This is a genomic window from Streptomyces sp. NPDC001153 (genome assembly GCF_053598315.1).
The window spans coordinates 39,491-62,288 of sequence record NZ_JBSFJZ010000027.1; the positions used below are offsets into that span (position 1 = coordinate 39,491).

Annotated in this window: 13 protein-coding genes and 1 pseudogene; 10 read left to right on the plus strand and 4 right to left on the minus strand. The window is 73.3% G+C overall.

Translation table 11 applies throughout. The annotated features are described in order from the left end of the window. Positions 1-40: 40 nt before the first annotated feature. Genes ACWDEN_RS28285 through ACWDEN_RS28295 form a run of 3 tightly spaced genes read right to left on the minus strand, consistent with a single transcriptional unit; the run spans position 41 to position 3,820 of the window. Positions 41-1,468 (minus strand): 4-hydroxyphenylacetate 3-hydroxylase N-terminal domain-containing protein, encoded by a 1,428-nt coding sequence (locus ACWDEN_RS28285; RefSeq protein WP_450860520.1) that lies wholly within the window; start codon positions 1,466-1,468, stop codon positions 41-43. 56 nt (positions 1,469-1,524) lie between these two features. After that, entirely contained in the window at positions 1,525-2,754 is a 1,230-nt protein-coding gene (locus ACWDEN_RS28290) for an ATP-grasp domain-containing protein (RefSeq protein ID WP_351602117.1), read from the minus strand. A gap of 52 nt (positions 2,755-2,806) precedes the next feature. After that, on the minus strand, positions 2,807-3,820 hold the full coding sequence (locus tag ACWDEN_RS28295; RefSeq protein WP_351602120.1) for an NAD(P)-dependent oxidoreductase: 1,014 nt from the start codon (positions 3,818-3,820) through the stop codon (positions 2,807-2,809). Positions 3,821-4,228: 408 nt separating this feature from the next. Between ACWDEN_RS28295 and ACWDEN_RS28300 the strand changes: the two genes are divergently transcribed. From ACWDEN_RS28300 to ACWDEN_RS28335, 8 genes are all read left to right on the plus strand, one after another. Further along, on the plus strand, positions 4,229-5,359 hold the full coding sequence (locus ACWDEN_RS28300) for a peptidogalycan biosysnthesis protein (RefSeq protein ID WP_450860522.1): 1,131 nt from the start codon (positions 4,229-4,231) through the stop codon (positions 5,357-5,359). Next, the gene (locus ACWDEN_RS28305; protein WP_351602126.1) at positions 5,356-6,330 is read left to right on the plus strand and encodes an ABC transporter ATP-binding protein; all 975 of its coding nucleotides are present in this window, start codon (positions 5,356-5,358) and stop codon (positions 6,328-6,330) included. Before ACWDEN_RS28300 ends, ACWDEN_RS28305 begins: the two co-directional genes overlap by 4 nt. Continuing rightward, positions 6,327-7,151, plus strand: a complete 825-nt coding sequence (locus ACWDEN_RS28310; RefSeq protein WP_351602129.1) for an ABC transporter permease — start codon at positions 6,327-6,329, stop codon at positions 7,149-7,151. The genes ACWDEN_RS28305 and ACWDEN_RS28310 overlap by 4 nt, the downstream gene beginning before the upstream one ends. After that, positions 7,138-7,923, plus strand: a complete 786-nt coding sequence (locus ACWDEN_RS28315) for an ABC transporter permease (RefSeq protein ID WP_450860525.1) — start codon at positions 7,138-7,140, stop codon at positions 7,921-7,923. Before ACWDEN_RS28310 ends, ACWDEN_RS28315 begins: the two co-directional genes overlap by 14 nt. 76 nt (positions 7,924-7,999) lie before the next feature. Beyond that, complete coding sequence (locus ACWDEN_RS28320) at positions 8,000-13,087, plus strand: amino acid adenylation domain-containing protein (RefSeq protein ID WP_450860527.1); 5,088 nt, start codon at positions 8,000-8,002, stop codon at positions 13,085-13,087. A gap of 43 nt (positions 13,088-13,130) precedes the next feature. Beyond that, complete coding sequence (locus tag ACWDEN_RS28325) at positions 13,131-18,515, plus strand: type I polyketide synthase (protein WP_450860529.1); 5,385 nt, start codon at positions 13,131-13,133, stop codon at positions 18,513-18,515. Continuing rightward, positions 18,512-19,963 (plus strand): condensation domain-containing protein, encoded by a 1,452-nt coding sequence (locus ACWDEN_RS28330; protein WP_450860530.1) that lies wholly within the window; start codon positions 18,512-18,514, stop codon positions 19,961-19,963. The genes ACWDEN_RS28325 and ACWDEN_RS28330 overlap by 4 nt, the downstream gene beginning before the upstream one ends. 11 nt (positions 19,964-19,974) lie before the next feature. Next, positions 19,975-20,739 (plus strand): SDR family NAD(P)-dependent oxidoreductase, encoded by a 765-nt coding sequence (locus ACWDEN_RS28335; protein WP_450860604.1) that lies wholly within the window; start codon positions 19,975-19,977, stop codon positions 20,737-20,739. Positions 20,740-21,047: 308 nt separating this feature from the next. Here the strand turns inward: ACWDEN_RS28335 and ACWDEN_RS28340 are convergent, their stop codons facing one another. Continuing rightward, positions 21,048-21,482: a hypothetical protein gene (locus ACWDEN_RS28340; protein WP_351602144.1), complete on the minus strand. Its 435-nt coding sequence runs from the start codon at positions 21,480-21,482 to the stop codon at positions 21,048-21,050. 256 nt (positions 21,483-21,738) lie between these two features. Here ACWDEN_RS28340 and ACWDEN_RS28345 point away from each other — a divergent pair, with 256 nt between their 5' ends. Both ACWDEN_RS28345 and ACWDEN_RS28350 read left to right on the plus strand, forming a co-directional pair. Continuing rightward, complete coding sequence (locus ACWDEN_RS28345; protein ID WP_450860532.1) at positions 21,739-21,969, plus strand: hypothetical protein; 231 nt, start codon at positions 21,739-21,741, stop codon at positions 21,967-21,969. A gap of 115 nt (positions 21,970-22,084) precedes the next feature. Then, a pseudogene (locus ACWDEN_RS28350) lies at positions 22,085-22,723 on the plus strand (S1 family peptidase); the annotation flags it as partial. Positions 22,724-22,798: the final 75 nt, after the last annotated feature.

Consider the following 22,798-nt stretch of genomic DNA (forward strand, 5'->3'; position numbering starts at 1 on the left):
GATGCGTGCGTGGACGGCGCCGGGTGCCCGGCGCCGGAACTCATCCGTCGAGGCCGTCCAGAACAGGGCTCTCGACGGGGCGGCCGGCTGTGAACAGGTCGTAGAACTTGGCCTGGAACGCCTCGGGCGGGCCGAGGAAGAGCCGTTCGTAGAGCACCTGGCGGGTGCCGAAGCGGTTCATGGTCAGGTCGGCGGCGGCTCGCAGCAGACGGCCGTGCGCCAGGCCGTCGACGCCGGATCCGGCGAAGTACGTCTGCATGAAGGCGTGGCTGGCCGCGTCGGGGTCCTCGTCGGCGGTGACGGGGTGCATCACCAGCCCGCTGCTGGCGATCGCCTGGAGCAGCTCGACCGCGCGGGGGTAGAGCCGGGCGTTCAGCATCCCGGACGCCGCGAGGGGCACGGAGTCGCAGACGTGGTGGCCGAACTCGTCGGGCCGGGCGCCGGTCTCCGCGGAGACGACGAGCCCGCGCAGCGTCTCGACGATGCCTGCCAGCTCGCCCAGTTGCTGCCGGACGACCGGCTGCCGGTCGCGCCCGCTGACCTTCGCGCACCGGGCGGCCAGCTCGAACACCGTTTCCGCCTTCACCCAGGCGCGGACCGCGGACTGGTGCCAGGCGTACGACGTCATGCCGGTACCGGGGCGCAGATTGTTGGCGGCGGCCACGTCCCCGTGGACGAAGACGCGGTCCCAGGGGACGAGCACGTCGTCGAAGTGGCAGACCGCGTCCAGCTCGTCGAAGCGGCTCGCGAGCGGCCCGTCCCCGGCCGGGGAGGAGGCGTACGAGGGCCGGGAGTACAGGGTGAGTCCCGGCGTGGCGACGGGGATGGCGAAGCACAGGGCCTGGTCGGCTTCGGACTCGCCGAGCGGGCGGAACGGGTAGATCACCAGGTCGTCCGCGAAGGGGGAGAGAGTGGCCAGCATCTTGGCGCCGCGCACCACCACTCCGTCCTCGGTGGTGCGTATCGCGCGCAGCGCCTGCACCTCGCCCCCCGGGCCGGGGCCCAGATGGCGGTCGGCGGGAGGGTCGCTGATGGCGTGCGTCAGCACGAGATTCGAGGCGCGTGCCTGCTGCCAGTAGGCCCGTACGTTCTCCGCGTACGGCCCGAAGTGGTCCGCAGCGCCGGCCCAGGCCGTGAGGACCGTGGCGACGAAGTCGGGGCTGCGTCCCATCAGTCCGCCGCTCAGCCGGGCGATGCGAGCGAAGGCTCGGCCCCGCTCGCGCACCTCCTCGGCGGAGCGGGCCAGGGAGTAGGCGAGGGGGCGCCCGTCCGCCCCGGTCAGCCCGCCGTCCGGGCGGTGCTCGTCGAGCAGGTCCGCGAGGAAACCGGCCATGCCCTCCGTCATCGGGTCGTGGGCCAGGTCGGCGACCGGGTGGCCCGCGAGGTACACCCGCCTGCCGTCGGCCAGACCGACCAGGTACGACTTGCCGGTCCGGGTTCCGTCCGGCGGTAAGGTGCTTGTGGCCATGCGTTCTCCAAGCTCCGGGCTGGTGATCGGAAAGTGGCGTCGCCAGGCGCCGCGGGTCAGGCGTCGCACCACGCGGCGGCGGCCGCGGTCCGCACGTCGGCGGCCAGGATGTCCGGGTCGGTGTGCCACAGCAGCACCGAGACACCGAGCGCTCCCGACGCGCCCGTGTGGGTCTGCCGGGCGGCCTGCCGGACGTGCACGAGCCGCTCGCTCGTGGTCTCGGGCGTGTGCCGGTACCGCTCGCCCGGCATGACGGGGATCCACACCCAGGCGGCCTGCGTGCCCGTCGGGCGGGGCTCCGGGACGGGAAGGCCGGCCTGCAGGGCGAGGTTGACCTCCTCCAGGTTCAGTCCCGCGTGCAGCCGGGCCAGTTCGGAGACCAGGGCGCCGGGTGCGCGTCCGGCGACCTCCACGACGACGAGCTCGTCGTCGCGGGTGACGGCGAACTCCGTGTGCACGACGAACGCCCCCTCGCCGCCGAGCGCGGCGACCACGTCGCGGTTCAGCTCGTGGGCGCGGAGGGCGAGTTCGCTGTCGTGCGGGACGGTCCAGCCGCCGAGCCGGCGGCCGGAGGGCAGGTCGAGCAGCGGGCCGAGATAGGTGCCGGTCTGAACCGGGGTGGGCACGCCGTCGCGGACCACACTGTTGACGTGGTGGAAGGTGCCGTCGAGGTACTCCTCGATCTGCCATCCCGGTTCGCCTGCGTGCCCGGCGAACCAGGCCCGCAACTCCGACTCCGTGTGGAGGATGCCGACGCCACGGGAGTTGGCCTCCCGCCGGGGCTTCGCCACAGCCGGCAGGCCGATGCGCGCGGTGACGAGCGCGGTGCCGGTCTCCGGGTCCGGTACCCCGTCGGTGAGGGCCAGGAAGCGCGGCACCCGCACGCCGGCCGCCGCGAGGCGCTCCTTCATCAGGACCTTGTCGATGTAGTGCGCGGGCCGGGCCGGGTGCCGGGCGGGCAGGCCGAACTCGGCACGCAGCTCGGCGCAGGCGATGAGGCTGTACTCGTCGTTGGTGACGATCTGCACCGGCCGGTCCGCGGCCAGGGACCGGATCGCCGCGGCCCACTCGCCGCGCGGCGCGTGGTGGACGGCCGGGACCTGGCCCGGCACGTCCTCGCGCGTCACGGCGTCGGCCTCGGCGTCGGTGAGGACGACCGTGTCCCAGTGCGCCGGGTCGAAGGTGGCCGTCGGGTCGGTGGTGAGTGGCTGTCGGGAGTGCAGGATCACCGCCAGCGGGCGCGGGGGGACCGCTTCCGTCGGGCGGCCGGTGTGGGAGTTCGTCATGATCGGCCTGTCGTGTGGGCGCCGTGGAGGGTGGTGGGGGGTGTGGAGCTTGTCATGATCGGTCCGCCGTGAGGGTGCCGAGGACGGCGGCCCGGGCGTGCGTGTCCCTGGTCGGCGGTACGACGCCGGGGACAGGTGTGCCGGGGTGGGCCAGCGCGTGCCGGACAGCGGCGAAGTCGTCGGCGAAGGCGCAGTCGCTGTCGCGGCTGCGCCACGCCACGTGCGGCGAGAGCCGGACGGTGGGCAGCCGGCGCAGTGGGTGCCCGGCCGGCAGCGGTTCCGGGTCGGTGACGTCCAGGGTGGCGAACAGCCGCCCTGCCGCACACAGTTCGGTGAGCGCGTCCTGGTCGACGATGGCCGCGCGGGAGATGTTGACCAGGTGCAGGCCCGGGCGGGCCCGGCCGAGCGCGGCCCGGTCGAACAGGTGACGTGTGTCGGTGGTCAGCGGCAGTGCCAGCACCAGGTGGTCGGCGTCCAGGGCCCGGCCGAGGTCGGAGGTCTGCGCGATACGGGAGCCCGGCTCGGGGGCCGGCCGCCGCCGCAGCACGGTCACGGAGGCACCGAGGGCGTCGAAGACGGCGGCCAGGCGCTGTCCCACGGCCCCCCACCCGGCGACGCTGACCTCCGCGCCCCACAGCCCGACCCCGCCTCCGGTGCTCGCCCCGGCGGGGACCGGAGGAGCGTCCGGGGCCGGTACCGAGCGGGTGTCCCGCTCCTGCCAAGGTGCCCCGCGCCGCCACTCGTGGGTCAGCACGGCGTGCAGGGCGTACTCGGTGAGCGGAGCGGCGTAGCAGCGCCAGCTGCGGGTGAGCAGGGTGTCGGCCGACCAGGAGGCGAGGTCGATGAAGTCGGCGCCGGCCGAGGTCAGATGGACCCAGGACCACCCGGCGGACCGCAGAATCAACTCGCGTTGCGCGGCGGGCAGTTCATGCGGGGCCATCAGCAGGATCCCGCCGTGCTCCGGCGCCTCCTGCCAGGGGCGGAGTTCGGCCGAGGAGCCGAAAGCCTCTCGGATCCGCGGAAGGGAAAGACGCAGGAGTTCCTCGGTGAGTGCCGCGTAGACCACCGGCCCGACGGTGCTTGCAGGCGTGCGGTCGCCGTCGATGATTCCCCCTAAGACTATGGGCCGCCCAGACAACACGAGTTTTCCCGGCCGATATTCCTTGGGGAGTTAAGCATCCTCGTTCGACCGAGGCAAGCAATAAATTCGGTGGCGATTCGCGCGGACCTGTGTATTACCTGGCACCAGCTGTTGGCATTTCGGGCAATTGGTGCATGTCGGGGTCGTGTGACCTGGCTCACTGTGGCATGTGGTTGTCACCCGGTTAATATGACGTTCTGTCGGGGGGCGGTACTCCTTTTCTCTGCGCTCAGTTTCCCTCTGGCGAGGCGGAATCCTCGACGGGTTCCTTGCAATGAACCATGGCGAGCGGAAGGGGGATGCGCCTTGTCGGTCACGGTCAAGGTGCGTGCCGTGCCGTCCCTGACGGATGTCGCGGCGGCAGAGTGGGACGCCCTCGCCGCGATCGGGGGGCTGTACGCGTCGCACGCGTGGCTCGACTCGGTCGAGCGAGAGCCCGGAGCCGGTGTCGAGTACCTCCTTGCCCGCCGGCGGGACCGACTTGTCGGCGCCCTCCCGGTGTATGACGTGGAGGTGGAGCACAACCCGTTCTACGCGCGCCAACGCCATCTCGACCTGCTTGGCATGGGCGGCAGTTGGACGCTGGCGGGCGCCCGGCGCGGCTACCGGTTCGAACTGCCCGCCGAGACGGACGCGGAGGTGGACGGGCTCCTGGCGGCGGCGCTGGAGCGGGCCGAGGCCCGGGGCGAGCGCGGCTGCCTGTTCCCCTTCGTGACCACCCGCACCGCCCGGCTGCTGTGGGAACGCGGCGCGGCGGTCGCCCTGGACGGCGCCGAGGCCGCGGTGGTGACCGACGGCGCCTCCTTCGAGGGATATCTGCGGAATCTCAGCAGTAAGCGGAGAGTTGCCGTCAGGCACGAGTTCTCCACGTTCCGGTCAGCCGGGTATGAGCTGGGCCTGGAAAAACTGGAGGACTGCTACGAGGAGGCCGCGCCGCTACTTGGGCAACTCCAGCGGAAATACGGACATGAGGCGCGTGACGAAGGAATGAGAGATTATCTCGCCGGCCAGGTCGAAATGCTCGGCAGATATTCCAGAGTCTTTACCGCGCGCCGCTCCGGCCGACTGGTCGGCTTCTCCCTGATGTACGAATTCGGCGAGGTGCTGTACGCGCGAGCGGTCGGGTTCGACTACACACAGACCGAAAAAGCCTTCGAATATTATGCGCTCTGCTATTACCTGCCCATCGAATACATGCACCAGCAGGGGCTGAGAGTGCTCCACCTCGGCATGGAGACATACCAGGCGAAGGTGGCACGCGGCGCCCACCTCAGCCCGCTGTGGTCGGTCGCGCTGCCGCTCGCGTCCTCGCCGCGCGCCGAGACGTCCCCGGTGGACACCTCCGAGTGGCTGCGCCGGTTCGGCCGACGGGCCCTGCCTGACGCGGAGTGGCAGCAGCCTTGGACCGCCGCCTGGGAGCCGTCCGATGCCGGTGTGCCGGGCGCGCGGGAGGGAGCGAGGTGACCCCGCCCGCCCTGGTGGTGGACGGCGTGGGCCGTGACTACGTCGACAAGAGGAAGGTCGTCACCGCCCTGTCGGAGGTGTCCTTCACGGTCGGCCGCGGTGAGATCGTCGGACTGCTGGGCGTCAACGGCGCCGGCAAGACCACGCTGCTGCGCATCATCGCCACCCTGCTGACCGCGACCCGAGGCCGGGTCCTGGTCGACGGCATCGACGTGGCGTCGGACTCCAGAGCGGTCCGCACCCGCCTGTCCGTGGTCTTCGGCGGCGACCGCGGGCTCTACCCGAGGCTGTCCGCCCTCGACAACGCCATGCTGTTCGGCTCCCTGTCAGGCCTGCCGACCAAGTCCCTCGCCGCCACCGCGCGCGACGCGCTCGCCTCCGTGGGGCTGCTCGACGTGGCGGAGCGCTCCGTCGGCACGTTCAGCAAGGGCATGAAGCAGCGGCTCCACCTCGCGGTCGGCCTCATGGCCCGCCCGGCGCTGATGATGCTCGACGAGCCCACCGTGGGCCTGGATCCCTTGGAGACCGAACGGCTGCGCTCGGTCGTGGCCAAGCTGCCCGACGAGGGCGTCGGCGTCCTGCTCACGAGTCACAACCTGCAGGACATCGAACGGCTGGCCTCCCGCGTGGTGATCCTCCGCGACGGGCGCGTCAGCCACGACCTGCCGCTCACCGACCTGCTGGAGCAGAGCGGCGGCGCGACCACGGTCGCGGTCCTGTCCGACAGCCCCTGCCCGGTCGGGGCGGACGCGGACGGCGGCTTCGGCATCCAGGTGCTGTCCAGTGAACGCGCGTCCAACGAGGCCCTGTGGCGCACCGAGTTCGAGGTCGCCGAGTGGACCGCCGAGTCCCTGCGGGAGCTGTCCCGCCGGTGGCCCTCGGGCGCCATCAGGGACGTACGCGTCCAGCCCGTCGGGCTGGAGCAGGTGTTCAACCGCCTCGCGGGCCTGCGCACCGGGGAGGCCGGATGACGACCCTCGGAAGCCCGCACAAGGGGCCCGCGCCGCGGGCCGGCGGCGGACCGCGTGCCCACCTGTCGGTGCTGCGGCACACCATGATCTTCCAGCTCAGGCAGCAGCACATCCTCAGCGCCGTGATCCCCGGCTGCGTGGTGCCGGCGGCACTGTGCCTGGCCACGCTGCTCGCCCGCGGCCCGCAGTCCTTGCTGACACCCCGGCAGATCCAGCTCGGCTGCGGCGTGCTCGCGCTGTGGAGCTGCGCCATCTGGCAGACCGGCCTGATCCTGCGGGAGGAACTGGCGCAGGGCACCTTGCCAGGCATCCTCACCCGACGGGCCGGCCTCGGAGTGGTGCTGTTCGGCAAGACGATCGGCACAGCCCTGCGCTGCGCCCTGCTGATCACGCTGACCATCGGCTGCGTCGGCCTGCTCACCGGCGAGCCGCTGCGCATCGCGCACGTGGGCGCCTTCACGCTGGCCGCTCTCGCCACGTTCGGCTCGGCCCTGGTACTGGGCGCGCTGCTCAGCTGCCTGTTCCTGCTGACGCCCGCCGCCATGCGGATCGCCGAGGCGCTGGTCTACCCGATGTCCCTGCTCGGCGGCATGATCGTCCCGATCGAGCTGCTGCCCGGCTGGCTGCGCCACGTACCCGACGTGATCTCGCTGCGCTGGGCCACCGAACTGCTCACCGCCGCCGCGGAGGGCCGCACGCAGAGCGTCACGGCGTGGGTCTGCCTGTGCGCCACCACGGGCGGCTACGCGCTGCTGGCCCGCTGGGCGTTTCACACGGTGCTGCACCGCGCGAGAGAGCGAGGCACCCTTGCGCTCGCCTGAACGCCTGCGCGGGCTGACGGTCGTCGCCGGGGCTGCCCGCCGCGACTACCTCGCCGTGTACGGGGTGAAAACCCTCATCGGCTCCACCGTGCCCCGATCCGTACTGCAGCCCCTGTTCCTCGCCTACCTCGGATACCTCGCGGGCGGCTTGGAAGGACGGCGGTTCGCGATCGTCGGGGCCTGTGTGCACGTGCTGTCGCTCGCCACGGTCGTCAAGGCGGCCGACAGCATGACCGAGGACCTGACCGCCGGCACCCTGTACCGAGTGCGCACGAGCCGGCCCGGGTTGCCCCTCGTGCAGCTGACCCGGTGCTGGATCTACCTCGTGGAGGCGGTGGCCTCGGCGCTGGTGGCGGTCGTGGGCGTGTGCGCCTACTTCGGGGAGTGGCAGCTGATGGGCGCGCTGCTCCAGGGCTCCGGGTTGTTCGTGCTCACCGCGCTGAGCGCCACCGCGTTCGGCCTCGCCGTCGCGGCGGTGGCTGCCCTGCACCCGGCCTCGGCCGTGCTGACCAACTTCGCGGTGTACGCCCTGCTCGTGCTGTGCGGCATCATCGCGCCGGCCGATCGGCTGGCCGCGCCCGTGCGGTGGGTGTCGCAGCTGCTGCCCCTGACGCACGGCGCCCAGTCGCTGCGGGCCCTGGCCGACGGCCGGCCCTGGGCGTCACAGGCCACCCTGGAGGCCCTGGTCGGCGCCGCCTGGCTGGGCGCCGGACTGGTACTGCTGCGCCGCAACGACCGCCGGGCGCGCCAGTTCGCCACGGATGGCAGCTGACTCCGGAATCCCAGCCCCCAGCCGACTGGAACTCCACCAACTCTCCCACGCCTCACTGCACCGGAAGGGAATGCGCATGGACGGCTCGACGGCCGACGTCAGCGGTGCGATCCTGCGAGGACCGGACCGGGACCGCCCGGCACCCTTCGGCGTGCCCGGACTCGTCCGGGCCGTCTCCACCGCCACGCCGGACGCCGTCGCGCTCGTCGACGACGCGGGGACGGTCACCTACGCCGAACTGGAGACCGCCTCCGACGCGGTCGCCCGCCTCCTCGCCGACGCCGACGGCCGGCCCGGTGACGTGGTGGCCGTCTGCGTGCCGCGCGGGCGTGCCCTGGTGTTCGCCCTGCTCGGCGCGCTGAAGGCCGGCCTGCCCTATCTGCCACTGGCCCCCGAGGACCCGCACGAGCGGCGCCTGGGGATCTTACGCCGCTCCGGAGCCGCGCTCGCGCTGGTCACCGGCGAGACCGCGGAGAGCCTGGACGGCCGGGAGGACGGCACCACCCGGGTGCTGCGCCTGGACGCACACCCCGCTTCCGGCGCCACCGCACCGCCGGAATGGGCGCCGCTGACCCGCGTCGCCGACGACCACCCGGCCTACGTGCTGTTCACCTCGGGCTCCACCGGTGATCCCAAGGGCGTCGTCGTACCCTCCCTGGCCCTGTGCAACCGGCTGCTGTGGATGTGCGACACCTACGGCTTCGGACCCGCGGACCGCATCCTGCAGAAGACGCCCGCCACCTTCGACGTCTCCGGGTGGGAGTTGCTCGGCCCGCTCGTCTCCGGCGCCACCGAGGTGCTCATGCCGCCGGGCGCGCACCGTGATCCCGGCGAGGTCGTGGACTGGGTGACCCGCCACCGAGTGACGGTCTGTCACTTCGTGCCGTCGATGCTGGAGGAATTCCTGCGCTGGCCCGGCGCCGACCGGTGCGCCTCGCTGCGCGCGGTCGTGTGCAGTGGCGAGGCCCTGGCCCCGGGCCTCGTACGGCGGTTCCGGTCCGTCCTCGACGCGGACCTGCACAACCTGTACGGGCCGACCGAGGCGGCCATCGACGTCACGGCCTGGGAGTGCCCCCGGCGCACTGACGACCTGGACACCGTCCTGATCGGCGGCCCCATCGACAACTGCACCCTGGTGATCCTCGACGAGGGCATGCGGCCGGTACCGGACGGCGGGGTCGGTCAGCTCGCCATCGGGGGCATCCCCCTGGCCCTCGGCTATCTGAACCGGCCCGACCTGACCGAGGCGGCGTTCGTTCCGGCGCCCGCGTGGTGCCCGGTGCCCCGGCTCTACCTGACGGGCGACCTGGTGCGCCGGCACGGTGACGCCCTGGAGTACCTGGGACGAAAAGACCACCAGGTGAAGATCCGCGGCCAGCGCGTGGAGCTGCGGGAGACCGAGGACGTGCTGCGCGACACGGCGGAGGTGCGGGACAGCGTGGTGGTCGCCGCGCCCGGCCCGGACGGCGCCCTCACCGTGTGCGCCTTCGTCGTCCCGGCGCCGGGGACCGAGCCGGACGAGGACCTGTGGCGCGGGCTGCGGGAGCGTGTGGCGGCCGCGCTGCCCGAGGCATTCGTGCCGGCGCTGTTCATGGCCGCCGCGACCATCCCGCTCACCAGCAGCGGCAAACAGGACCACAAGGCCCTGCGGGCGCTGGCCGAGGAGCGGCTGGCCGCCCTCACCCCGGCCCGCCGGGCCGCCGACCGGCCGGCCGACGACCTTCTCGACTGCTGGGAGGAGGCCGTCGGCGCCGTCCCCGACGACGAGACCCTGGGCTTCCTCGACGTGGGCGGGCACAGCCTGGCCGCAGCCCGCCTCGCCGGACGGATCCTCGGCCGGTGGGGGGTCAGGCTCCCGCTGTCCCTCTTCCTCCGGGACAACGTCTCGCTCGCCGGGCTGCGCGCCCGCCTGCCCGGGACGGCACCGGAGCGCGCCCGGCCCGTCACCCGGCGGGCGGACGGCTCGGGCCCGGCCTCCCCCGAGCAGCGGCGGCTGTGGCTGTGGCAGCAGGTCTTCCCCGACTCCCCCGCCTACAACGTGGTGGGCGTGCTGAAGGTGCGGGGCGCGCTGGACCCCGACCTCCTGCGCGCGGCCTGCGCCGACCTGATCGCCCGTCATGAGTCCCTGCGTACGGTGCTGGAGCGGGCGCCTTCCACGGAGCCGCACCGGCGCGTCGCGCTCCCGCCCTGGCCCGAGCGGTTCACCGAGCGCACGGTCGGCACGGTCACCGACGGCGCGGTACGGGACTTCGTCGCCGAGGTCGCGGACGTGCCCTTCCCCTCCGAGCTGCTGCCCCGCCTGGCGGTGGGCCTGCTGCGCGACACCGCGCGCACGGAGTCCCGGGTGGTGCTGTGCGTCGACCACCTCGTCTCCGACCAGCGCTCCCTGGACATCCTCCAGCGCGACCTCGCCGAGCTGTACGCGGCACGATCCGGCCGGGGCGCCGCGCGGCTGCCGAACCCCGTCCAGTTCGGCGACGCGCTGGCCTCGGCACCCGAGGACGACCGCGCCGCCTCCCGGCACGCCGAGGACCTGGCCTTCTGGCGCTCCTGGCTGGACGGCGTGCCGCAGCGGCTGGACCTGCCCCGCGCCCGCCCGCGCCCCGGGCTGCCGGACCACCGCGGGGCGGAGACGCTGGCCGACCTCGACGCGGACACGAGCCGGGACCTGGACCGGGTCTGCCGGGGCCAGCGGGTCACCGTCGCCACCCTCGCCGTCAGCGCCCTCGCGCGGGCCCTCAGCGCCTGGACCGGGCAGCGCAGCGTGCTCGTGGGCGTGCCGATGTCGGGGCGCGAGACGGAGGAACAGCACGAGGCCGTCGGCTTCTTCATGCGCACCGTCCCCGTACGCGTCGACGTCCCCGAGGGCGCCGGGACCTGTGAGGTCCTGCGGCCGGTGGCCGAGGCGGTGCTCACCGCGGCGGAGCACATGGGGGTCACCTTCGACGAGATCGTGGCGGAGGTCGGCGCGCAGCGGTCACCGGACCGCAATCCGCTGTTCCAGGCATGGTTCAACGACCTGACGCAGGCCGATCCGCCCGCCTCCTTCGGCGGCCACCCCGCCGTCCCCGTGGAGCCGCCGACCCGCTGGTCCCTGTTCGACCTCGGGTTGTATCTGTCCCGCCGCCCCGACGGGGGCTACCGCCTGCGGCTGGTCCACGCCACGGACTTCTGGGACACCGACACGGCCCACGACTTCCTCCAGGCGTGCCGGGAAGCCCTGCTGTCGGTGCTCGCGGAGCCCTTGGGGGCCGGGGACACCTCCGGGCCCGCGCCGTCCCTCGAGGCGGGCCGGACCTGTGCCGACCTGGTCCGTGCCGTGCTGGACCAGGCCGAGCGGTGGCCGGAGCGGCCCGCCCTGGTGGGAGGTACGGGAACGGTCACGTACGGGGACCTCGCCCTCTGGGTCCGCCGCGTCAGCTCCCTGGTCCGCGAGCGGACCGAGCCCGGCCGGCCCGTCGCCGTCATGGCCCGCCGTACCGCCGGGCTCGCCGCGGCGATCCTCGGCACCTGGCACGCCGGACGGCCGGTGCTGCTCGTCGATGCCGAGGCCCCCACCCCGTGGCGCCGGCACGTGCTCGCCGCGGCCGACGCCTGCCTCGCGCTGGGGATCGGGCCGGAGACGGTGCCGGGAGTGCCGTACCAGAGCGTCGAGCCGTCCGCGTTGAGCGGGTGCGAACCCGACGGGCGCCAGGAGGAGTTCACCCCGGACGCGCCTGGTCACCTCATCGTCACTTCCGGGACCTCCGGGCGGCCGGCGCTCGTGGTGCTGCCCGCCGACGCGTTGCCCGAGCCGCTGGCCTGGTACGCGGCGGAGCTCGGCCTGGGCAGCGACGACGTCTTCTGCCTCACCACGCCGCCCGCCCACGACCCGGTGCTGAGGAGTCTGCTGCTGCCGCTGGTCCTCGGCGCCCGGGTGCACCTGCCCGGCCCCGGGCAGACCGAGCGGCCTGAGGCGCACCTGGAGTTGCTGGAGTCGTCCGGGGCCACCGTGCTCCATCTGACGCCGACGCAGGCCGGCATCCTCGCCGCCGTCAGGGCCGAACGGGTCCTGCCCTCGGTGCGGGCCGTGGTCTTCCACGGCGAACCGCTGCACGACGCCCGTGCCGAGGAAACCGCCGCGCTGGCCCCGGGCGCCGCGCTCTTCAACCTCTACGGCACCACCGAGACCCCGCAGGCCAGCAGCCTGCACCCGTGGGACCGGACGAACCCGGGGGCCGGGCGGCGCGGCACCGTGCCCATCGGGCGGGGCACCCCGTACCGCCGCCTGGAGGTCGTCGACCCGGCGGGCCGTGCCGCGCTGACCGGCGAGACAGGCGAACTCGTCGTCGTCGGCCGGGGACTGGCCCTCGGCTACCTGAACGCACCGGACCGGCGGGCGAGCACAGCCCTCGCCGACGGCGTCCGCCGCTACCCGACCGGGGACCTGGCGCGCCGCGACCGGCATGGCGCCGTGAGCCTGGTGGGCCGCCGTGACCGGCAGGTCTCCCTCGGCGGCTACCGGATCGAACTGGACGAGGTGGAGGGCGCGATCGCCCGGCTGGAGGGCGTCGACCAGTGTGCCGTGGCCACCGACCCGGACCACCCTGGCGGCGGCCTGATCGCCTGGGTCGCCGGGACCGGCCTCGGCAGCACCGACGATCTCGCCGCCGAACTCGCGCGGACAGTGCCCCGCTGGCAGCAGCCGGCGTACTGGATCCGGCTGCCGGCCCTTCCGATGAACCGCAACGGCAAGGCCGATGTCCCCGCGCTGCTCGGACAGCTGCGGGACCGGCGAGGCGGGCGCGACGCCCGGGGGGACGGCCGGCCGGCGGCCGGGGACCTCGCCCGGCTGATCACCGAGCGGGCCGGGGAACTGTGCCCGCCGGGCACGGACCTGACCCCCGACACCGTCTTCTTCGACGCGGGCATGGTGTCGATGAGCCTGCTCCAGCTGTACCACCTGCTGGTCACGGTGGACGGGCTCGGGCTCACGCTGGCGGACGTCTTCCGCTTCGCCACGCCCCGCGACCTCGCCGCCCACCTCGGCGGCAGGGACGCCCCCGCCGCCCGGCCCGCCCGGGCACCGCGCCGCGCAGGAACGCCGCACACGGCGACCGGCGAGCGCGACGCCCGCCGCGCGGTCCGCACCGCCCTGCGCCGACGGCAGCAGGGCCGGGGCTGACCCCACGGAACCACCCATCCCCAGCAAGAAAGGCACCGGAGCAGTGACCAGCGACGCCATCGCGATCATCGGACTGTCCGTGCGGGTACCCGACGCGGCAGACGCCGATGAGTTCTGGCGCAACCTCCTGGCGGGGCGGAACAGCATTCACCGGCTCAGCGAAGAACAGCTGCTCGCCGCGGGCGAGGACCCGGAGCTGCTCAAGGACCCGCACTACATACGCGCCAGACCGCTCCTGGACGACGTGGGCGGGTTCGACAACACGTTCTTCGGCATCTCCCCGCGCGAGAGCGAGCTGCGTAACCCGCAGCACCGGCTCTTCCTCGAGCTGTGCTCGACCGCCCTGCAGCACGCCGGCTACGAGCCGTCCCGCTACGACGGTGAGATCGGCGTCTACGGCGGTTGCGCCAGCGACAACTACGTGGACGACCACATCAGGGCCGATCCCGAACTCCTCGCCCAGGTGGGCGAGATGGTCGCGCTGGTGTCCAACAACATCGACTACCTGGCCACCTACACCTCCTACCGGCTCGGTCTGAGCGGCCCCAGCCTGAACGTCCGCACCGCCTGCTCCACCTCCCTGGTGGCCACCCACCTGGCCTGCCAGGCCCTCCGGCTCGGCGACTGCGACATCGCCCTGGCGGGTGGCGTGGAGATCGAGACCCCGTACGGCCGCGGCTACCGCCACGTGGCCGGCGGCATCGACTCCGCCGACGGCTACTGCCGTCCGCTCGACTCCGAGGCGAGCGGCACAGTCTTCGGCAGCGGCGGCGGCGTGGTGGTCCTCAAACGGCTCGCCGACGCGCTCGCGGACGGCGACCCGGTCCACGCCGTGATCAGGGGCTCCGCGATCAACAACGACGGCGCCGGACGCCCCGGGTTCACCGCGCCCAGCTCCGAGGGGCAGAGCCGCGCCATCGCCGAGGCCCTGGCCGTCGCCGGGGTGGAGCCGGACACCGTGTCCTACGTGGAACTGCACGGCACCGGCACCCAGATGGGCGACCCCGTCGAGATCCACGGGCTGCATCAGGCCATGCTCGCGGTCGCCTCGGGCGAGCTGCGGCCGGGCAGCTGCGCGATCGGCTCGGTGAAGTCGAACCTGGGCCACCTCGGCCCGGCCTCCGGCATCGTCGGCCTGATCAAGACGGTGCTGGCGCTGCACCACGAGAGCATCCCGCCGACCATCAACGTACGCACGCCCAACCCGCAGCTGCGGCTGGAGGAGACCCCGTTCCGTGTGGCCGACTCGGTGCTTCCCTGGCCGCGCGTGGCGGAATCACCGCGCCGCGCGGGGGTCAGCTCGTTCGGCTTCGGCGGCACCAACGCCCACGTGATCCTGGAGGAGGCCCCGAGCCCCGCAGGGGTGCCGGCTCGCCCGGAGCGCACCGAGCTGCTGGTGTGGAGCGGGACCGACAGGGAAGCCGAGAGCCGGGTACGCGCCCGCCTGGCGAAAGCCCTCGGCGCGCTGCCGGACGAGACCGCGGCCGACGTGGCCCTCACCTCCCAGGTGGGGCGCCGGGCCCTGCCCGTGCGGGCGGCGCTGACCTTCACCCGGCCGGCCGAGGCCGCGCGAACCCTCGCCGACCCGGACACGCAGCCGACCGCGCTGTCGGACGGCACGCGTCGGCGTCTGGTGTTCGCCCTGCCGGGGCAGGGCTCACAGCACCCGGGGGCCGCCGCGGGCCTGGCCGCCCGCCTGCCGGACTTCGACGCCCGGGTGCGCGAGTGCCTGTCGCTGTTCTCCGACGCCCTCGGCATCGACCTGCTGAAGATGTGGCAGGAGGAGAGCGACCCGGAAGTCGTCGCCCGGACCGTGCACGCCCAGCCGCTGCTGTTCTCCGTCGAGTACGCCCTGGCCCGCACGCTCGGCGCCTTCGGCCTGGAGCCCGCCGCCCTCGTCGGTCACAGCGTGGGCGAGGTCGTCGCGGCGACGCTGGCCGGGGTCATGCCGCTCGCCGACGCCGTACGGTTCGTCGCCCGCCGGGCTGAGCTGATGCAGGGCATGCCGCCCGGCCGGATGCTCGCCGTGGCCGGAGCGGAGGACGTGGTGCGGGAGCTGCTCTCCGCGGAGGTCGCGGTGTCCGCGGTCAACGGCCCGCAGCAGGTGGTGGTCGGCGGTCCGGCCGAGGCGATCGAGGCCTTCCGAGAGGTCCTGGCCGCGCGCGGCGTGCAGGGCAGGCTGCTGTCCACCTCGCACGCCTTCCACACGCCGATGATGGCTCCGGCGGTGGCGGAACTGACCGACCTGCTGGCGGGCTGCGCGCTGCGCGGCCCCGGGATCCCGGTGATCTCCGCCTCCAGCGGCCGGCCGCTGGAGGCCGCGCAGGCCACCTCACCCCGCTTCTGGGCCGAACAGCTCGTCGAGCCCGTGCTGTTCGGGCACGCCCTGGACACCCTGGCCGGGCAGGATCCGGCCCGCATCCTCGAAGTGGGGCCGGGACAGGCACTGACCAGCCTGATCCGGCGCCATCCCGGCATGCGCGACGCCGGTCACCGGGCCGTCGGCAGCCTTCCCAGGGCCACCGAGTCGGCCGGCGGCAAGGCCGACTGGCCCATGCTGCTTCAGGCGCTGGCCCACGCCTGGTGCGACGGGGCCGACGTGGACTGGGAGGCGCTGCCGCGCCCGGAGGACACACACCGGGTGGCGCTGCCGTCCTATCCGTACCAGCGCCGGGAGTTCTGGCTGCCGTTCGCCGCGGGGAAGCGACGCCCGGCGGCCGCCTCCGAGGGCGAGCGGGACACCCGGCAGGCGCCTCGGCACGACCAGGAAGCGGCGCACCCCGCGCCCCCCGAGCGCCCCGTGCTCGCGCTGCCCGGCTGGCGCCCGACCCGGCATGTGCCGGCCGCGCCACGCCGCACACCCGGCAGCAACGGCCACGCCGTGGTGCTCACCCCGGCCGACCCGGCCGTCGCGCGGGAGCTGCTGACCTCCGTCCAACTGGCCGGCTACCGGGCCATCCCGGTCACCGAAGGCACCGTGTACGAGGCCGCCGACTACCGCGGCACGGTACGGCGCGGGCACCCCGAGGACATCGCCGCCTATCTCGGCCATCTCGCCGAACAGGCCGTCGACGTACGCCTGCTGGTGCACGGCCGGGCCTTCGCCGAGTCGGCAGGGGACGACGGTGCGGCAGACGCGCCCGAGGCCCTGGACGAGGCCCTGTGGTCCGTCGTCGAGCTGTTTCAGTCGGCCGCCGGGCGGCGCGACGCGGACAACCGCCCGCTGCCCCTTGCGGTCGTCACCCGATCCGCCGTGGACGTCACCGGTGCCGAGCGCCTGTGCCCGGCCCGCGCTGCCGCGTGCGCCCTGGTGAGGTCCGCGGCGCTGGAAGCGGGCGCCGGGCAGGTGCGGCTGATCGACATCCGCAACGTGCCCGCCGCGGTGCTCGCCGCCGAACTCGCCGACCCCTCTTCCACGGACCCGGTCCTGGCGCTGCGCGGCAGTCGGCGCTGGGTGCCGGACCGCACGGCGTACGAGGCCCCCGGGCCGGTCGGCACGCTGCTGGAGGAACGCGGCGTCTACGTGGTCACCGGGGGGCTCGGGGCCATCGGTCTCGCGGTGGCCCAGGCGCTGGCCCACACGGGGCTGCGCCCGCGCCTCGCCCTGCTGGGACGCAAGGCGGACCGGCCCGAGGAGACCGAGCGGGTCGCCCCGATGGTCGCCGCGATGGAGGCGGCCGGCGCGGAGGTCACGCTGCACGCGGTCGATGTCTCGGACACCGAGGCCACGCTGGGCCTCTTCGACGAGTTGCGCTCCCGCTACGGCGCCGTGCACGGCGTTCTGCACACCGCGGGCGTCGCCGGCGGCGGGCTGCTGCGCACCCGGTCGCGCCCGGACATGGAAGCGGTCCTGCGCGCGAAGGTGACCGGCACGCTGGTGCTGAACAAGGTCGTCGCCCGCACGCCCGGCATCCGGTTCCTCATGCTGTTCTCCAGCCGGGCCGCCCTCAACGGGCTGCTGGGCAGCGCCGACTACGCGGCGGCGAACGCCTTCATGGACGCGGTCGCCGTGGGCACACCCCCCGGAGCCCCAGTCACCGTCAGCGTCGACTGGCCCACCTGGCACGAGGTCGGGATGGCCGGTGCGGCCCCGGACCACACCACGGACCGGGCGGAGCCCCAGGCGGGCGGGGTGCGCTGGACGACCGTCGTCGCGCCCGGCGACTGGGTCGTGGACGAACACCGCCTGCAGGGCCGGGCGCTGCTGCCCGGGGCCGCCTACTTCGACCTCCTGGTGCGGGCCGTGCGGGAGGTGGGCGGCGCCGACGACCTCGACCCCGTCGTCATCGAAGACCTGGTGCTCTCCGAGCCCCTGTTCGTGGCGGAGCCGACGGAGGTGACCGTCGTCCTGGCGGAGACGGCCGAGGGGGCCTGGGCCGCGACGGTCCGTGCCGCCGCGGGCGAGGCGCGGCCGACGGTGCACGCACGGGCCCGGGTGTCCGTGGACCGCTCCCAGGACGCCGCCCGGCCGACCGCTGACCTGGCCGCGCTCAGTGAGGGCTGGCCGGCCGTCACTCCCGGAGCACCACAGGGCGCGACCACGGACTTCGCCTTCGGGGAGAGGTTCGCGTGCGTCCGCGAGGCGTACCGGGAGACCGACGTGACGGTGGGCCGTCTGGAGCTGAGCGCGGAGCACCTCGGCGACCTCGACGCGCACCCGGTCCACCCCGCCCTCCTCGACCGCTCGCTGGCGCTGAACCTCCCGGCCGGCGACTACGTACCCTTCACCTGCCGCAGGGCGGTCGTGTACGGGGAGGTGCCCGGTCAGCTGATGGTTCACATGGTGCGCCGCCCGGAGCGGGTCGGCCGGTCCACGGTGGACGCCGAGCTGTACGACGCGCTGGGCCGGGCGGTGGTCACGGTCAGCGGCTACACCAAGATCGCCCTCACGCCGGAGGCGCCCGCGCCGGGCCGTACGGAGCGCGTCGCCCGCGACGAGTCGGCGCCGATCGGCCTGACCTCGGGCATCACGCTCGACGAGGGGATCGACGCGCTGATGCGTCTGCTGACAGAGCACGTCCCCCCGCAGGTGGCGGTGGTCCCGGCGGAGGAATGGACTGTGGCCGAGGCGCCCACTACCGCCGCACCGGCGAGGCCGCAGGAGACGCTGCTTCCGGCGCGGGAGGCCCCGACGCCGCCTGCCGTCCGGGCCGGACAGGAGGCGCTCCGAGCGCCCGAGCCCGCGGACGACGCCGTGACCGAGGTGGTGCGCCTGCTCGGGGAGACCCTCGGGCTGGGCGACATCAAGCCCGACGACGACTTCTTCGACATGGGGGGCGACTCGCTCAGCGCGGTCCAGCTGGTGTCCCGGCTCCAGGACCGGTACGCGGTGACCATGAGCGTCGCCGATCTGTTCGACGCCCCCACGCCCGCGGCGCTCGCCGAGGTCGTCCTGGGCCGGACGGGACAGCAGGAGGCACAGGCATGAGCACGGCGTACGACGACCGTCCGCGCACCGCGGGCGCCGGGTCGGCCTGGCGGGCCTCGCTCGGGCAGGAACGGCACTGGGCGTATCAGGGCCGGTTCCCGGATTCGGCCGCGTTCAACGTGCCGATCGCGGTGCTGCTGCGCGGTGCGGTGGACCTCAGCGCGCTGGAGCGCGCGTTGCGGGGCGTGGTGGCGCGTCACGAATCGCTGCGGGCCTCCTTCGAGGAGTCCGCCGGGCGGCTCACGGCCCGGCTGCACGCCCCCGGGGACGTACCCGTGCTGAGGCACGACCTGCGGTGGCTGCCGGAGACCGAGCGGATCCGGCGGCTGCGGGAGATCGGGTCGGCCGAGGCCGCACGCCCCTTCGACCTGCGGTCGGAGCCCACCACCCGGGCCCACCTCGTGAGCCTGGCACCGGACGAGACCGCGGTGATCGTGAACTTCCACCACATCGCCTTCGACGGCTGGTCCTCCCCGGTCTTCTTCGACGACCTGGAGGACCGGTACCGCGCCCTGCTGTCCGGCGTGCCTGGCCGCCCCGCCCCCGTTCACCGGTACGTCGACTTCGCGGTGTGGCAGCGCCGGCGGATCGAACGCGGCGTCCATGAGACGCAGCTCGACCACTGGCGGCAGCGGCTGGCGAGCCCGCCCGGGCCCCTGCCCTGGCCCGGGGAGAGCCAGGACCGCGAGGCGCCCTGGTGGGGAGGTGACATGGCTTGGCTGGGCCTCCCGCAGGGCCTGATCCAGGACGCACATCAGGCGGCACGCGCCTGCGGCACGTCGTTCTTCGTGCTGGGGCTCGCCATCTACCAGCTGGCGCTGTCGCGGCTGACCGGCTGCGACCACCTGGCCGTCGGTACGCCCTTCGCCGGGCGTACCGACCAGCGGTGGCGGGACGTGGTCGGCTTCTTCGTGAACACCCTCGTGATGCCGTATGTGTTCCGGCCCGATGTACCCGTGGGCCGGCTGGTGGAGGACACCCACCGCCTGGTCATGGCGGCCCACGCGAACCAGGACATCCCCTACGGCGTGCTGCTCGACGAGCTCGCGCCTCACGTGGAGCCCGAGCGTACGCCCTACTTCCAGACGATGTTCATCCTGCAGAACACCCCGGCGCCCACGCGGAGCCTCGACACCGCGACGCTCGCCACCAACAAACTGGTGACAGGTTCGGCGCGTTACGACATCACGTTCTCCCTGGGGTGGCGCCGCGGGGAGCTGGCCCTCGAACTGGAGAACCGGCCGCGGCTCGTGGGGCAGGACACGGCGATCCGGCTGGCGCGAACCTTCTTCGGCCTGCTGGCGGCTGCCACCGCCGATCTCAGCACCCCGGTCGGAAAACTGGACCCCGCGACTTTGGCGCTGTCGGTCCACCGCCGGGGAGAGCTGGAACCGGGAACGGACGGCCTGTTCCGCGGCATCATCGGAGACTGGAGAGCGTCGGCGTGAGTCCGCGGGACATGGAGAAGGGCACTCAGTTCGAGGGGCAAGTCGTCCTCGTCACCGGTGGTGGCTCGGGGATCGGCCGGGCCACGGCGCTCGCCTTCGCGCGGCAGGGCGCGGCCGTGGTGATGGCCGGGCGCAACCGTGAGAAGCTCGACCAGGCCGTGGCGGCGGTCCGTGAGGACGGCGGCGAGGCCCTCGCCGTGCCCTGCGACGTGCGATCCGAGGACGATGTCAGTCACCTCGTCCGCAGGACCGTGTCCGTCTACGGGGCACTGGACGTTGCCTTCAACAACGCGGGCGTCTCACTGGTCGGTTCTCTCGCCGAGTTCTCCCGCGCGGACTGGGAGGAGATCATGTCGACCAACCTCACCGGCACGTTCCTGCTGATGAAGCACGAAATCAACCAGATGCGACACAACGGCGGGGGCGTCATCGTCAACAATGCCTCGAACGCGGCCCACATGACGGTCCCGGCGCTGGCGGCCTACTCCGCCTCCAAAGCCGGCGTCCTGTCGCTCACCCGGGCGACGGCGCGGGAGTTCATCGCGGAGGGCATACGGATCAACGCGATCTCGCCCGGCCCCGTGGACACCCCCATGTGGGCGTCCCGCCCGGGCGAAAGCCAGGAGGACCGGCGCAGGCGGATGGCCGCGGAGAGTCCCGCCGCAATGGTGGGCTCCGCCCAGCAGATCGCCCGGACGGTGCTGTGGCTCGCCTCCCCCCAGGCCGGGTACGTGGCGGGGCACGACCTGGTGGTGGACGGAGCGATGAGCTCCTGAGCGCCTGGACGAGGCTGGTGACACCTCAGGCGAGTCAGCCCACCGCGTGGGCCGACATCAGGACGCCAGGGGCCGTGGGGCCCGTCGTCTTCATCTTCATGAAGCCGCCGGAAGGCGGCCGCGTGCCGTGCAGGCGCCTGCGCAGCGGCGCACGTCGACGCAGACACGAGAGCGACAGCCGCGCCCGCCAGCGGTGCTGCAACCCAGGCACGAAGATTCATCCGATGACCTCCATGGGTGGCACACGCAGGTGACCGCCTGCTGGGTGACACATCGAACCCCAGAAGAAGGTGAAAGAAATCGGCTCGTCAGATTGTGAGCGTTTCCGGGGAGCCGCGCTTGCTGTCACTCAACTGCAGCAGTCCCGGCGAAGATCGCGGGCCGCGGGCGGCTTCGGCCGGGTGTCGCCGCACCCGCAGCGGACCCACAAGGACCGGACCTCCCGACACGAACCAGCAAGCTAGCCGGTTATCAGGGACCGAGCAGCGCACCCACTGCAGCACGGGGCTGGTGCACCGGGCGGCGTAGTCGAACACCCACAGGGTCATCAAGCCGGTCAGCCGGGCGACGCGCTGATTGGGATGGGTGTGCATCATGGCCAGGCTCATCGACCGCTCGGCGCGCTCGCTGGCGGTCCATGTCCCCCCCGGTGTGGTGGCGTACAGCACGCCGCAGCCCACAACGGCCTTGTCCTCCGTGAGCAGCATCAACGCCATGTCGCTGCCGGCGTTTCCCATCAGCACGCGCAGAGGATGCTGTCTGGAGATAACAGGCCACGCTGGCGAGCCCAGTCATCGCGCGCCCGGAGGAGTTCGTGAATTCCCTTGGCGTCGTCGTCAGTGGCTGGGCGAATCTCGTACACCGGATTCTCGTCTCTGTGAGGGCCAGGTGGCGGCAGGTTCCGGGCCGCAATTGCGTGGAAGGACTGTTCGCTGCCGCAGGCCAACGGACCTCCCCGAGAGCGGTGATCAGGTCGGCCCGGTCGGTCGAGGACAGCCGGTGCCAGAGGCGGCGTTCGACGGCGGCCCGGTAGACGTGGAGGGGGGGTTCGGTGGCGGCCTGCGTGACGGCGGCGAAGTCGTGCCGGTCGAACCGGTCGAGAACCCGGAGACCGGCAGCGGCGGCGGTGAGGTGATCGGCGGTCATGGTCCTGACTGGGGCGAAGTCCGGTGCGAGGGCGCGGCCGGCGGTGCGCCGACGGTGCTGCTGGAACTGCGGGTCACCGGCTGACCCGGTCCATCCGCCTGCCCTCTCTCCGCTCTCGTACGACAGCAAGGAAGTTGTTTTCATGTCCGGCTTTCGTCCGCGCACCGCGTGGACCGGCGCTCTGATCGCCGCCACCTCCATGGCCGCCGCCACTGTGACCACCGCACCCGCCACCGCCGTGTCCGGTCCGGCCGCTTCTGCCACGGTCTCGGCCGCCACCGCACGCCTGGATGTGGGCGGCCAGCGCGGCTGTTCGGCCACCCTGGTGGCCGCGCAGTGGCTGCTGACCGCCGCGAGCTGCTTCACCGACACGCCGGGCGCAACGCTCGCGTCCGGCGCGCCGAAGCTGAAGACGACCGTCGCCATCGGTGGCGGCGCCCAGCAGGTGGTGAACCTGGTGCCGCGCACGGACCGGGACGTGGTGATGGCCCAACTGGCCAAGCCCGTCAGCGGTATCACCCCGCTCCCGGTGGCCGGGGCTGCGCCTGGCGCCGGGGACGAGGTCCAGGCCGCCGGGTTCGGGCGGACCCGGGACGAGTGGGTGCCCGGCCAGGTTCACGCGGCCGCGTTCACCGTCCAGAACACCGCCGCCACCACCCTCGATCTGGCCGCAAAGTCGGACGGCGCGGCGATCTGCAAGGGTGACACTGGCGGGCCCGTGGTGAGCGCCGCCGGAGCGGTCGTGGGGGTCAGCAGCCTGTCCTGGCAGGGCGGTTGTCCGGGCACCGATCCGGCCGAGACGCGTACGGGGGCGGTGGCCGCCCGGGTCGACGACCTGTCCCCCTGGATCCAGCAGGTTGCCTACGCCCCCGTGTTCGCGGCCGCGCCGTGGAAGCATGCGGTGCAGATGGCG